The organism is Thiomonas sp. TH-17 (genome assembly GCF_057473305.1).
This window is the reverse complement of record NZ_JBYCKI010000057.1, coordinates 1-12489: the sequence shown is the minus strand read 5'-3', so window position 1 is coordinate 12489 and position 12489 is coordinate 1. Positions and strand designations below refer to the sequence as shown.

Annotated in this window: 11 protein-coding genes and 1 riboswitch; of the genes, 8 read left to right on the top strand and 3 right to left on the bottom strand. The window is 64.9% G+C overall.

The window, feature by feature from the left end; all coding sequences use genetic code 11:
* Both AC2VLV_RS03935 and AC2VLV_RS03930 read right to left on the bottom strand, forming a co-directional pair.
* A partial coding sequence (locus AC2VLV_RS03935; protein WP_486988736.1) for a DUF2254 domain-containing protein occupies nt 1-1345 on the bottom strand: 1345 nt, incomplete at its 3' end.
* A gap of 12 nt (nt 1346-1357) precedes the next feature.
* On the bottom strand, nt 1358-2590 hold the full coding sequence (locus tag AC2VLV_RS03930; protein WP_486988735.1) for a cystathionine beta-lyase: 1233 nt from the start codon (nt 2588-2590) through the stop codon (nt 1358-1360).
* Between the two features lie 340 nt (nt 2591-2930).
* On the opposite strand from AC2VLV_RS03930, the gene AC2VLV_RS03925 reads away from it, so the two are divergent.
* The 4 genes from AC2VLV_RS03925 (at nt 2931) to AC2VLV_RS03910 (ending at nt 6771) form a co-directional block, all read left to right on the top strand.
* Nucleotides 2931-4268: a hemolysin family protein gene (locus AC2VLV_RS03925; RefSeq protein ID WP_486988734.1), complete on the top strand. Its 1338-nt coding sequence runs from the start codon at nt 2931-2933 to the stop codon at nt 4266-4268.
* A 61-nt stretch (nt 4269-4329) separates the two neighbouring features.
* Entirely contained in the window at nt 4330-5229 is a 900-nt protein-coding gene (locus AC2VLV_RS03920; protein ID WP_486988733.1) for an AEC family transporter, read from the top strand.
* Nucleotides 5230-5342: 113 nt separating this feature from the next.
* Complete coding sequence (locus tag AC2VLV_RS03915; protein WP_486988732.1) at nt 5343-5858, top strand: SixA phosphatase family protein; 516 nt, start codon at nt 5343-5345, stop codon at nt 5856-5858.
* A gap of 115 nt (nt 5859-5973) precedes the next feature.
* Nucleotides 5974-6771 (top strand): GNAT family N-acetyltransferase, encoded by a 798-nt coding sequence (locus tag AC2VLV_RS03910; protein ID WP_486988731.1) that lies wholly within the window; start codon nt 5974-5976, stop codon nt 6769-6771.
* 8 nt (nt 6772-6779) lie between these two features.
* On the opposite strand, the gene fumC is transcribed toward AC2VLV_RS03910, so the two are convergent.
* Entirely contained in the window at nt 6780-8213 is a 1434-nt protein-coding gene (fumC, locus tag AC2VLV_RS03905) for a class II fumarate hydratase (protein ID WP_486988730.1), read from the bottom strand.
* 177 nt (nt 8214-8390) lie between these two features.
* A riboswitch (Fluoride riboswitch) is annotated at nt 8391-8459 on the top strand.
* Nucleotides 8460-8500: 41 nt separating this feature from the next.
* Between fumC and AC2VLV_RS03900 the strand changes: the two genes are divergently transcribed.
* From AC2VLV_RS03900 to AC2VLV_RS03885, 4 genes are all read left to right on the top strand, one after another.
* Nucleotides 8501-9445, top strand: coding sequence for a respiratory chain complex I subunit 1 family protein (locus tag AC2VLV_RS03900; RefSeq protein WP_486988729.1), 945 nt, complete (start codon nt 8501-8503; stop codon nt 9443-9445).
* 10 nt (nt 9446-9455) lie between these two features.
* Nucleotides 9456-10136, top strand: coding sequence for a hydrogenase (locus AC2VLV_RS03895; protein ID WP_486988728.1), 681 nt, complete (start codon nt 9456-9458; stop codon nt 10134-10136).
* A 4-nt stretch (nt 10137-10140) separates the two neighbouring features.
* Complete coding sequence (locus AC2VLV_RS03890; protein ID WP_486988727.1) at nt 10141-11598, top strand: proton-conducting transporter transmembrane domain-containing protein; 1458 nt, start codon at nt 10141-10143, stop codon at nt 11596-11598.
* 83 nt (nt 11599-11681) lie between these two features.
* Nucleotides 11682-12489, top strand: an 808-nt coding sequence (locus AC2VLV_RS03885) for an NADH-quinone oxidoreductase subunit C (protein WP_486988726.1), incomplete at its 3' end; no start/stop codon positions are given.

The following is a 12489-nucleotide window of genomic DNA, read 5'->3' as shown; positions in this document are numbered from 1 at the left end:
CGCGCTCGTCCGTCAGGCTGCGTCGGTGGCGGTGCGCAGTTGGCGGGCCAAGGTGGCGATCTGGACCTTTTCGCGATCCAGGTCGAGACGGACGCCGGCGTACTCGGAGGCCAAGGCGGCCTGTGCGACGGCCTGCTGCCTCAGCTTTCCGCAGGAGTTCTGCGCCACGGCAGCAAGAGTTTTCTGCAGCCGGATCGCCACTTCGAGCAGGCCTGCCGCGTCGCGCGAGAGCGGGCCGAAGGCATCTTGGATGAAATCGGCCTCGTCGATGGCAGGGACGGTCACGCGCGGGTAGCGCGGCGGCTTGTCGTCGTGAGTGGCGGCGCTGGCCTGGGGGGGGGTGCGCGATGAGCACGCGCCCCAGCACGCTGAGTATGGCGATGCCGGTGCCGGGATCGTTGACCGCGGGCGACAGAGCGCGCAGCGCGATCTCGCTGAGCACGATGAGGCCGTGCCGCGGGTCTTGCAGCATGTTGCGTTCCTTGGCCACGTCGAAGGCCGCCCGAAGGTCGTCCAGCGCCTGGCGATCGGGCATGGCGTCGCACAGCACGGCCAGCGGCCGCGCGGGATGGGCATAGACGCCGGGTCTTTCGCGCAGATGCACTGCCCCGCCCAGGCGCTCGGCGACGCGGTCGAGCGCCGCCATGTCCACGCTGCGCAGATAGCCGACCGAGGTGGCCGTGATGACCACGCCCGGCGGCGACGCTCCGGGCTCTGCCAGCACGCCGCCCATGGCCGGATCGGCACGGTATTGCGCGAAAGCGGTGTCTGCCGCCTGCTCGACGGTCTGTATGGTGTGCGACATGCGCCCGATCTGCGAGAGGGTGTTCACCCAGGCCAGCAGCCGGAAGATCAGGTGGGCGAGGACGGCCATCGTCACCAGCAGCAGCACGAAGCGACCGGCCGAGCCGTAGTAGCCGATACCCAGAGCGGTCAGCGCCACGATCGAGTAGATGAAGGTGGACAGAAAGGCGGCGATGGCGGTCTGCGCATCATCGTTGGCGCGCACTAACCGGGTGGCCCGCGGCGTGGCGCCCGACGAGGCCGAGGCGAAAGCAGACACGAGGATGGAGAGCGAGAACGTGCTGACCGCAAGCATGCTGCTGGCAATGACCGTGAGGATGGTCTTGAGCGCCGAGGGATCGATGCCCGGAACGAAGCGGTCGGGCAGCAGATAGTCAGCAGCCGAGGCCAGCAGGGCCACCCCCACGGCCAGAACACTCCACCAGGCCGGGCGGAACCAGAGTTGCTCGCGCAGGCGTGCACGCCAGAGGGCGAGGCGGCTGGAGCTCCAGTTGGGTCGCAGGCGCTGCCAGAGGCTTGGTTTCGGGGTCGAGGTCGACATGGGTTGATCGGGTCAGGACGCCATGCCTGCCGTGCCGAGCGCGCGGGCCAGATCGTCGATCAGGTCTTGCGGGTCTTCGAGGCCAATGGCCAGCCGCACCAGGCCGCCAGCGTGGGGCCAGTGGGTCGACGGGCGCATCAGTTGCACGTCATAGGGCACGGCCAGGCTGACCGGGCCGCCCCAGGAGTAGCCGATCTTGAAGAGCTGCAAGGCGTCGACGAAGGCATCGACCTGAGCGGCGGTGTAGCGCGCATCGAACACCGCGCTGAACAACCCAGCCGCGGCGGTGCAGTCGCGCTGCCAGTGCGCGTGACCGGGGCTGCCGGGCAGCGCAGGGTGGAGCACCTGCGCGACTGCAGGCTGGTCTTGCATCCACAGCGCGATGCGCCGCGCGCTGGCGTCGTGCGCGGCGTAGCGCAGCGGCAGGGTATGCAGGCCGCGCAGCACACGGGCGACGTCGTCTGCGCCCACGCCCAGCCCGAGCCGCATATGGGTGAGCAGCAGGCGTTCGTGCAGGGCATCGTCGCGGGTGGTCACGCTGCCCATGAGCAAGTCGGCGCCGCCGCTCTGGTATTTGGTCAGCGCTTGCATCACCACATCCACGCCGAGATCGAAGGGCTGCAGGGCAATGCCGGCAGCCCAGGTGGCGTCGATGGCGGTGTGGATGCCGTGCTGCCGCGCCACGGCGATGAGGCCGCGCAGGTCGGGCATTTCCATCGTCACCGAACCGGGCGCCTCCAGCCAGAGCAGCTTGGTTTGCGGCGTGATGAGGGCGGCGAGTTCGTCCGGCGTGCAGCAGGCGTCGTAGAGCCGGTGCTCGATGCCCCAGGCGCCGAGGAAGCGTTCGGCCAGCTCGCGGCTCGGGCCGTACACATTGCCCGGCAGCAACACGGTGTCGCCCTGTTCCAACAAGGCGAGATCGACCAGGGCGATGGCCGCAAGACCCGAGGGGCAGAGCACGCAGTGGCGCCCGCCATCGAGTGCGGCCAGACGCTCTTCCAGTATGAACGTGGTGGGGGTGCCGTGCAGCCCGTAGGTATAGCCGGCCTTGCTGCGCCAGTCGCGTGCGCGCATGGTCGCCACATCCGGGAAGATCACGGTGGAGGCATGGTGCACGCCGGGCTCCACCGCGCCAAAACCAGTCGGCGGCTGATACGGGTGATGTTGCAAACGGGTGGATAAATGTTGCATTTCGGAGGACGACTGGGGTTTTTGGTCTAATTGGGGCTCTTGTTGACTCGACATGGATTGGGCTCCGCGATGTTTGGATCTTGTTTTCGTTGACTTGCCTGGGCCATCGCCCTCGCCGCAAGACAGCGTGAAGCATAGGCCGAATGCGAGCCCGCTCCGACACCCACTCCTTGGATCCTGACCCTGCGTCTTTGTTGCCCGGCCCTTTGTTGCCCGGTCTTTTGTTCCTTAAGCTCTGCACCGGGTTTGCAACCACCGTACAGCGCTCTGCGCAGCCCTTGCGCACCGGCCGCCCCGCCTGCCCGATCTCGCCCTTTTCCTCTGAACGCCCCCGATGGGCCGCTTCACTGGCGGCTGTGTTTTTCCGTGTTTCGTCCGCTCTGGAGCGCCCGTCATGGAAGTGCTGATTCTGTTCGGTCTGATTCTGCTCAATGGTCTGTTCGCCATGTCGGAGATCGCGCTGGTCACCGCGCGCCGTGCCCGACTCATGGCGCTGGCCGAAGCCGGCAATGAAAACGCCCGCACCGCGCTGCATCTGGCCGAGCAGCCCACGCGGCTGCTGTCCACGGTGCAGATCGGCATCACCTCCATCAGCGTGCTCAACGGTATTTTGGGTGAGGCGGCGTTTTCCGAGCCGGTGGCCAACTGGCTGATCTCGCTGGGCCTGCTGCCCAAGTTTGCCGGGGTGTCGGCCACGGCCATCGTGGTGCTGATCATCACGTTTGCGTCCATTGTTATTGGCGAACTGGTGCCCAAGCGGCTGGGGCAACTCGCGCCCGAGCGCATCGCCATGGTGATGGCGCGCCCCATGACCTGGATAGCACGCGGCGCGGCGCCCTTCGTCAAGCTGCTGTCCATTTCCACCGACCTGCTGCTGACCTTGCTGCGCGTGCGTCACAACACCATGCCGCAGATGACCGAGGCCGAGATCAACGAGGTGCTCGAAGAGGGATCAGACGCCGGGGTGATCGAAGAGCAGGAGCACGAGATGGTGCGCAATGTGTTCCGCCTCGACGACCGGCAGATCGCCTCGCTGATGACGCCGCGCAACGAGATCGAATATCTCGACGTCGATCAGCCGCTGGGCGAAAACCTGAACAAGATCGCGCAGTCCACGCATTCGCGCTTTCCGCTGGTCAAGCGCGGGCTGGAGGAAGTGGTCGGCATCGTCTCGACGAAGGATTTGCTGGGCCGGTTCATCCGTCGCGAAAGCATCGACGATCTGAGCAAGGCCGCCATTCCCGCGACCTTCGTGCCCGAAAGTCTGACCGGGCTGGAACTGCTGCAGACCTTCCGCCAGAGCGCCGAGCACACCGCCATGGTGATCGACGAATACGGCCAGACCATGGGCATCGTCACCGTGCAAGACTTGATGGAAGCCATTGCGGGCGAGTTCAAGTCGCATCCGTCCGAAGAGCCCTGGGCGATGCAGCGCGAAGACGGCTCGTGGCTGATGGACGGTCTCATCACCGTGGACGATCTCAAGACCCGCCTGCATCTCGCCCACCTGCCCGACGAGGAAAAGCAGCGCTACAACACCCTCTCGGGCATGCTCATGCTGCTGCTCGCGCGCCTGCCGGCCACCGGCGACATCGTGCATTGGGGCGACTGGAATTTCGAGATCGTCGATATGGACGGCAAACGCATCGACAAGGTGCTGGTGCAACGCCGCCCCACCGAAGCCGCAGACGAATTCTCCGACCCCGGCGAAGGGCGTGACTCGCGGCTTTGAAGGTCAGTGCGGCACCCGCGTTCGTGGGGCGCCGCACCCGTGATGCTTCTGATCCCACCCCATGCTGCACGACGCCCTGCTCCTCCTGCCGGACTTCATCCTGATCGTGCTGGGGCTGCTGCTCGTGCGCTTCACCGCGCTCAACCGCAGCGTGTGGGACGGGGTGGAGCGGCTGGTGTATTTCGTGCTGTTTCCGGCGCTGCTGTTTTCCACCACCAGTCGCGGCCATGCCAGCCTGGGCGACACGCGGGACTTCGTCATCGCCGGGGCTGCCATGCTGCTCATCGGCATCGGCCTGTCGTATCTGGCCTTCTGGTCGCGCAAGGCCGACCGGCGTTGCGTGGCCAGCGGCGTGCAGACCGCCTTTCGCTTCAATTCCTACATTGCTCTGGCCGTCGCCGATCGGGTGGGCGGCCCGCCCGCGGTGTCGCTGGTCGCGGTGCTCATCGCCGTGGGGGTGCCGCTGTGCAATGTCGCGGCGGTGTGGGCGCTGGCGCGTCATGCGCAAAGCAATGTCTGGCGCGAACTGTTGCGCAACCCCCTGCTCATCGCCACCGTCGCCGGGCTGACGGTGCACAGCCTCGGCCTGTCGCTGCCCGAGCCCATCGTGCCCGCGCTGGATCGGCTCGGCCATGCCTCCATCGCGCTGGGGCTGATGACCGTGGGCGCCGGTCTGCAATGGCGCGGCCTGCACCGGGAATTGCCGGTGGGTCTGTGGTTTCTGAGTATCCGGCACCTGCTGCTGCCCCTGTCTGCGATGGCCCTGGCATGGGCGTTTCAACTGCCGCCGCTACAGGCCTTGGTGCTGGTGCTGTTCGCTGCCATGCCCACCGCGTCGAGCGCCTACGTGCTGGCGGCCCGCATGGGCGGTGATGGCCCTTACGTGGCCGGCTTGGTCAGCCTGTCCACCGTACTCGGCGCTTTTTCCATTCCGGTCTTTCTCGCCGTGATGCAGCATTGATTTGTCGCGGCCGCGCACACCCCTTTTTGGCTTCGTGATGTAACGCATACTGAGTGTTTCAGTGTGGTTTACAGTGAGATGACATTTTTGCCATGTATCCTTCAAGGATTGAAATGACACTCACTTCCCTGCCTAACATGCCGAATTTCCACGTTATTTTCTGGAGACACGCCGAGGCCGAAGACGCCGTGGGCTCTGCGCAGGGCGACGAGATCGATCTGCGCCGCAACCTCACCAAGCAAGGTCGGCGTGACGCAGCCCAGGTCGCCGGGTGGATCAAATCGCAGCTGCCCAAACCCTGGACGGTGATTTCCAGCCCCGCGCAGCGCGCGCGCCAGACTGCGCAGCATCTCAACGACTATCCGGTGATCGACCCGCGCCTGCGCCCGGAATCGTCGATGGAGGAACTGCTCTCGGTGGTGTCCGAATTTCCGCGCGAAGGCGGCGCACTGGTGCTCGTGGGCCATCAACCCACCCTGGGCCGCGCCGGGCTTTACTGGATCACCGGCTGCGACCAGCAGTTCTCTTTGCGCAAAAGCGGCCTGCTCTGGGCGGTGGAACGCAGCCGCGAAGTCGGCATCCAGCGCAGTCTGCGCGCCTGTGTCAGCGCGGATTTGCTGGGCGATTGAATCCCTGTTCACAACTCGTCAGCTTGCTTGCACTGTCACACCAAATTCACGAGACTTTCACTGAACTGTCACGGCGCGTTCTTATCTTTCACTCACAAGATATGGAGGAAAGACAATGTTCGACGACGAACACGCGCATCCGCTGGAGAGGCGCACTGAACACAACCCGGCGAGCCTGAGCGCCACCGCTGCGCAAGCCTCGCAGAATCTCAGCGTCGCCTGGGCGCGTCATGGCGATGAAGTGCGCGAGGCTCAGCGCCTGCGCTACAAGGTCTTTGTCGAAGAAATGGGCGCGCAGATCAAAACGCCCGAGCCCGGCCTTGACATCGATCTGTTCGATGCCTACTGCGACCATCTGCTGGTACGCGACGGCGACGGACGCCTGATCGGCACCTACCGCGCCCTGCCCCCGCATCAGGCCAAGCGCGTCGGCACGCTCTACACCGAAACCGAATTCGATCTCACCCGCCTGTATCACCTCAAGCCCCGCCTGCTCGAAATCGGTCGCTCGTGTGTGCACCGCGACTATCGCAACGGCGCCGTCATCATGGCGCTGTGGGGCGGCATCGCCACCTATATGCAGCGCCACGGGCTCGATGCCCTGATCGGCTGCGCCAGCATGTCGATGCACTGCGGCGGACATACCGCCGCCAGCCTCTGGGCGCAACTGCAGAAAAGCCATCTGGCCGCGATCGAAGACCGGGTGCATCCGCGTCTCGCCCTGCCGGTGCAGCACCTGCGGCAAGACCTCGCGGTGGAGCCGCCGCCACTGCTCAAGGGTTATCTTCGCGTGGGCGCCAAAGTGTGCGGCGCGCCCGCCTGGGACCCGGACTTCGGCGTGGCCGACTTCCCGGTGCTGCTGCGGCTAAGCCAAGTCAACCGGCGCTACGCGCGACATTTCCTCGGCGAGTAAGCGCCGCCTCAACTGGTTCTCACCATGTCCTGCGGCCGCACCCAGCGGTCGTAGTCTTCCGCACTCACCAGCCCCGAGGCCAGCGCCGCTTCGCGCAGCGTGCTGCCGCTGTGGTGGGCCGATTTGGCAATGGCCGCCGCCTGGTCGTAGCCGATGTGCGGCGCCAGCGCGGTGACGAGCATCAGCGAACGCTGCATCAGCTCGGTGATGCGCGCCCGGTCGGCCTCGATACCGCGCGCCAGATGATGATCGAAGCTGTTCATCGCATCGGCAAGCAGCCGCAGGCTTTGCAGCACGTTGTGCGCGATCAGCGGCTTGAACACATTGAGCTCGAAGTTACCGGAAGCCCCGCCGATATTGATCGCCACATCGTTGCCGAACACCTGCGCGCACACCATGGTGAGCGCCTCGCACTGCGTGGGGTTGACCTTTCCCGGCATGATGGAACTGCCCGGTTCGTTCTCGGGAATGCGAATCTCGCCCAGTCCGCTGCGCGGGCCGGAAGCCAGCCAGCGCACGTCGTTGGCGATTTTCATCAGCGCCGTCGCGAGCGTTTTGAGCGCGCCGTGCAGGAACACCAGCGCCTCGTGGCCCGCCAGCGCGGCGAACTTGTTCTCGGCGCTGGTGAACGGCAGCTCGGTCTGCCGCGCCAACTCAGTGGCCACGCGCACGCCGAAAGAGGCATGGGTGTTGAGCCCGGTGCCCACCGCGGTGCCGCCCACGGCCAGTGCATAGACCGGCCCCAGCGCGGCGTCGACGGCGCGCCTTGCCAGATCGAGCTGGGCGACGTAGCCCGAAAACTCTTGCCCGAGGGTCAGGGGCGTGGCGTCCTGCAAATGGGTGCGGCCGATTTTTACGATGTCGGCGAAAGATTCCGCCTTGGTCTGCAGGGTGGTGCGCAGGGCGATGAGTGCGGGCAGCAGATATTGCACGGTCTGCGCAGCCGCTGCCACATGCATGGCCGTGGGGAAAATGTCATTCGACGACTGCCCCATATTGACCTGATCGTTGGGATGCACGCAGCGCGCCAGACCCACGCCGCCGCCCAGCAGCACCGAGGCGCGGTTGGCGAGCACCTCGTTCATATTCATATTGGTCTGGGTGCCCGAGCCGGTCTGCCAGACCGCCAGCGGAAATTCGTCGGGATAACGCTCGGCAATGACCTCATCGGCCGCCTCGATGATGGCCTGCGCGATGCGCAGATCGAGCTTGCCCAACTCGGCATTCACGCCGGCGCAGGCGCGCTTGACCAGGGCCAGAGCGCGGATGAATTCGCGCGGCATTTTCTCGGTGGAAATGGCGAAATGCTGCAGCGAGCGCTGCGTCTGCGCGCCCCACAGATGCGCCTCGGAGACTTCGATGGGGCCGAACGAGTCGGTCTCGATCCGGTTGCCCTCGCTGGGCTCGGTCGGGTGCTGGAGGGCATTGCCGTTCGGGTTCATTTGACTTCTCCTGAGCTGTTGACGAGTTTGTAGCGCCTGCGCTCCAACATTTCCACTGGCGAGGTTGTGACCGCATCATTCAGCCATCTCGCTGCGGTAAAGTTTGGTCATCTGACTTGCGATTCGATACGGATGTCAGCTTGACCCAGCGCGGGGCGAACTCCTAGACTGCGTAGCAACAACTAAGGCGATGGAGTTCGCCAAAACCGCGCGGGGCTGCCCCAAGCTGATGACTCCTACCTGCTGCAAGCCTTGCAATCGCTTGCGTTTCATGCCAGGGAGGAGCCATGCGCGGTGATGTCATCTTGCAGCAAGTGCGCCAAGTTCTGGCCATTGTGCTGCTCTCGCCTTTGCTGCACGGCTTCATCGTCACGATGGAAGAGAAGGTGCAGCGCGGCCGCGGCCCCAGCGTCTTCCAGCCTTACCGCGATCTGTTCAAGTGGTTCCGCAAAGAGATCGTGGTGCCGCAGACGGCTTCGTGGATTTTCTGGGCCGCGCCCATCGTGGCGTTCTCGGCCATGCTCACGGTGCCCATTCTCATTCCGGTACTGACCAACTATCCGTTGCCGCTCTCCGACATGGGCGACATTCTCGGCGGTGGCCTCATCCTCACGCTCGGCGGCTTCGCCATCCTGCTCGCGGGGCTGGACAGCGGCCATCCCTACGGCGGACTGGGGTCGAGCCGCGAGGCCATGCTCTCCATTCTGGCCGAGCCCACGCTGATCATGGTGTTCGTCGGCATCACCCTGCTGGCGCAGGCCATGCTGCCCTTCGTGGTCAACCATCTGCTGGTGGCCAGCCCGGCGGTGTTCTGGAGCCCGGCACACTTATTCCTGGTTGCGGCCTTCTTCATTTTGCTGACGGTGGAAACCGAGCGCCTGCCCATCCATTCGAGCATCCACTACGAGATCTACATGATCGGCGAGGCGCGCATCCTCGAATATTCCGGCCCGCTGCTGGCGCTGCTGAAGTGGGCCTCGTGGATGAAGCAGGCCATTCTCTACACCATCTTTCTCAACGTGCTCACCATTCCCTGGGGACTGTCGATCAAAGGCACGGCGCTGGGCATTCTGGGCGCCACCCTCGCGCTGCTGGGCAAGTGGGCGCTGGTCGCGCTGATCATGGTGTTCGTCGATACCGCGCAGTCGCGGCTGCGCTTCTACCGCTACCAAGAGCCACTTGCGCTGTCTTTCCTGATGGCGATTCTCGCCATCGTGGCGCGGCAGGTGTGAGGGCCCAACCATGCTGATCTTCCACCTCGGCGGCGTGCAGGCTTCACTCTTCAGCCTGCTGACCATCGTCGCCCTCATCCTGGCGTTCGTCATGCTGGGCTCGCACTGGATCAAGAACCACATTCTGGCGTTTGCCGCGGAGTCGTGGGTGATCGCGGCGCTGTCGGCGGCCATCGGCATCACCGGGCATTACCCGGAGTTAGTGTTCATCGCCGCGCTTACCGCTTTGTTTCGCGGCACGCTGCTGCCCTATCTGCTGGTGCGCATCGTCAACGGGCTGGGGCAGAACCGCGAATTCACGCCGCTGCTGCAGCCTGCATCGAGCATCGTGCTGGGCGGCTTTCTGGTGCTGTTTTCCTATGCGCTGGCGCACAAGCTGGGCGTGCGCATGAATCTGGTGGACAGCATCGCGGTGCTGGCGCTCACCGCCATGTTCTCGCTCAAGCTCATCGGCTTTCTCATGCTGGTGCTGCGGGCGGAGGCGGTGAGTTCCATCCTCGGGCTGCTGGTGATCGAGAACGGTATCTTTCTCGGCTCGCAGATTCTGGTGCCGGGCATGCCCTTGCTGCTGGAAATGGTGATTCTGTTCGACCTGCTGATCGTCGTCTCGACCTTCGGCATGCTGATCCGCTTCCTGCACAAGGAAGTGGGCACCACGAGCAGCCGCGAACTCACCAGGCTGGTGGGGTGAAGCGATGATCTGGAACGCGTTATATGCCATCTGGATCGTCACCGCGCTGGCGATGGCGGGAAGCTGGATCTCGCGCAACAGCCGCGTGGCCGAAGCACTCAACTTGGCTGCGGCGATCATCGATTTCGTGCTGGTCGTCGTGTTGCTCATCGCCACGCCGAGTCAGCCCATCACCGCGCTCAACCATTACCTGCTGCTCGACACCTTCGGCGTGTGGGTGATGTTCTGCCTGGCCATCGTGTACCTGCTGGCCAGCGTGTACGCCATCGGCTATATGCGCTGGATGCACGGCGAAGAAGCGCGGTTGCACCGCTTCTATTCGCTGTTCGCGGCGTTCGCGCTGACCATGTTCTTCGCCCCTGCGCAGAACAATCCCGGCCTGTACTGGATCGCCATCGACCTCACAACAATAGTCAGCGCCTTTCTGGTGGGCTTTCAGCGCGCGCCCGAAAGCATCGAGGCGGCGTGGAAGTACATCGTCATCGTCTCCGCCGGGCTGGGTTTGGCGCTGCTGGGCACGGTGCTGTTTTACTGGGCCGGCACCTTCATCCTCGGCCCGGTGTACGACATGACCTGGGCCAATCTCGCCGCCATCGCCCCCAAGGCCGAACCCTTGCTGCTGATGCTTTCTTTCCTGCTGGTGCTGGTGGGTTTCGGCACCAAGGTGGGCCTGGCGCCCATGCACACCTGGCTGCCGGATGCACACAGCGAAGGCCCGGCTCCCGTCTCCGCCATGCTCTCGGGCGCGCTGCTCAACTGCGCCATGCTGGGCATCGTGCGCTATCTGCACATTCTGCAAGGCACGTCCATTGAAACGATGGCGCGCACAGCCCTGGTCGTTCTGGGCGCATTCAGCCTGCTGGTGGCGGCGCTGTTCATCAGCCGGCAGACCATCATCAAACGGCTGGCGGCGTATTCGAGTGTGGAACACATGGGCGTGATCGCGCTGGGCTTCGGCTTCGGCGGGCCGCTAGGCGTGATCGGCGCGCTCTATCACATGCTCAACCACTCGCTGACCAAATCGCTGGTGTTCTTCGGCGCGGGCAACATGATGCATGCCTACGAGAGCAAGGACATCGCCAGGATTCGCCGCGTGCTGCGCTTCTTTCCGCGCAGCGGTGCGATCTGGCTGGCCGGGGCGGTGGCCATCACCGGGGCGCCGCCCTTCGGGCTGTTTCTGTCGGAGCTGACCATTCTGCGCGGCGGCATGCAGAGCGCCAACCCCTGGGCGGTCTGGCTGATGGCGGTGCTGCTCATCGTCATTTTCATCGGCTTTCTCAACCACTTCCGCGCCATGTTCTTCGGCCCGCGCCCCGACCATGCGCCGCATCTGAAATTGAAATTCGTGCATGTGGCGCCGATGGTGGTGGCGCTGGCCGCCATCCTGCTACTCGGCCTGTGGTGGCTGCCGCCGATCTGGAATCATCTGGCGAGCATCGCCACGCAACTGGGAGGGGTGTGAAATGAAACTACCCCCTGACTCGCTGCGCTCGTTCCCCCCCGAGGGGGGTGTCAGATCCTTCGGAACGGCCGGGCGGAACTGACATGCGCCACTGCGATACCACCCGCCTGAGCCCCGCCGAATTGCTGACGGCGGCCGACAGCTTGCTCACCGAACTGGGCGACACGCCCAGCGCCCACGGACGCATGCAGATGGCCTACGCCTGCGGCTGCATCGATGGCGGCATCGAGGTGATCTACGTCCTCAGCCAGGGCGCGAACCAGCCCTACAAGGTCTGGCGCGTGCGGCCGCAAGATCGCACCCTGCCCTCGCTGGCCAACAAGCTGCCGCTGCTGGGCTGGTACGAGCGCGAAATGATGGACTTGTACGGCCTGCGCTTCGAAGGTCATCCCGAGGCGAACCCGCTGGTCTTGCACGAGGGCGAGCCGCGCGATCCGGCTCCCCTGGCGTCTGGCTTCGACCTCGCGGCCCCGGCAAGAGATTACTCGCCGCTGCCGCCCATCGTGCCGCAGGTGCAGGGACCGGACATCCAGCGTCTGCCTTTCGGGCCGGTACGGGCCGACATCGTCGAGTCGGCGCAGTTTCTGTTTTTCTACATCGGCGAGGGCATCCTGCACTATCACCCGCGGCTGTTCTACAAGCACCGGGCGATGGAGGCGCGCTTTCAGGGCGCCACGCTGGCGTCGGGCGCAGTGCTGGCCGAACGCGCGAGCGGTATCGACTCGGTGGCGCATGCGCTGGCCTATGCCCAGGCCGTGGAGGGCGCAATGGGCTGGCGCGCACCGCCGCGCGCACGCTATCTGCGCGTCGTCCTGGCCGAGCTGGAGCGGCTGTACAACCATCTGCATTACCTCGGTCATCTGTCCAAGACCACCACGCTCAAGGTCGGCG

Coding starts and splice junctions, on each gene's coding strand:
- AC2VLV_RS03910 (WP_486988731.1), top strand. CDS start 5,974: ATGTTCGACGACGAACACGCGCATCCGCTGGAGAGGCGCACTGAACAC.
- AC2VLV_RS03890 (WP_486988727.1), top strand. CDS start 10,141: ATGATCTGGAACGCGTTATATGCCATCTGGATCGTCACCGCGCTGGCG.
- AC2VLV_RS03920 (WP_486988733.1), top strand. CDS start 4,330: ATGCTGCACGACGCCCTGCTCCTCCTGCCGGACTTCATCCTGATCGTG.
- AC2VLV_RS03915 (WP_486988732.1), top strand. CDS start 5,343: ATGACACTCACTTCCCTGCCTAACATGCCGAATTTCCACGTTATTTTC.
- AC2VLV_RS03900 (WP_486988729.1), top strand. CDS start 8,501: ATGCGCGGTGATGTCATCTTGCAGCAAGTGCGCCAAGTTCTGGCCATT.
- AC2VLV_RS03925 (WP_486988734.1), top strand. CDS start 2,931: ATGGAAGTGCTGATTCTGTTCGGTCTGATTCTGCTCAATGGTCTGTTC.
- AC2VLV_RS03895 (WP_486988728.1), top strand. CDS start 9,456: ATGCTGATCTTCCACCTCGGCGGCGTGCAGGCTTCACTCTTCAGCCTG.
- fumC (WP_486988730.1), bottom strand. CDS start 8,213: ATGAACCCGAACGGCAATGCCCTCCAGCACCCGACCGAGCCCAGCGAG.
- AC2VLV_RS03930 (WP_486988735.1), bottom strand. CDS start 2,590: ATGTCGAGTCAACAAGAGCCCCAATTAGACCAAAAACCCCAGTCGTCC.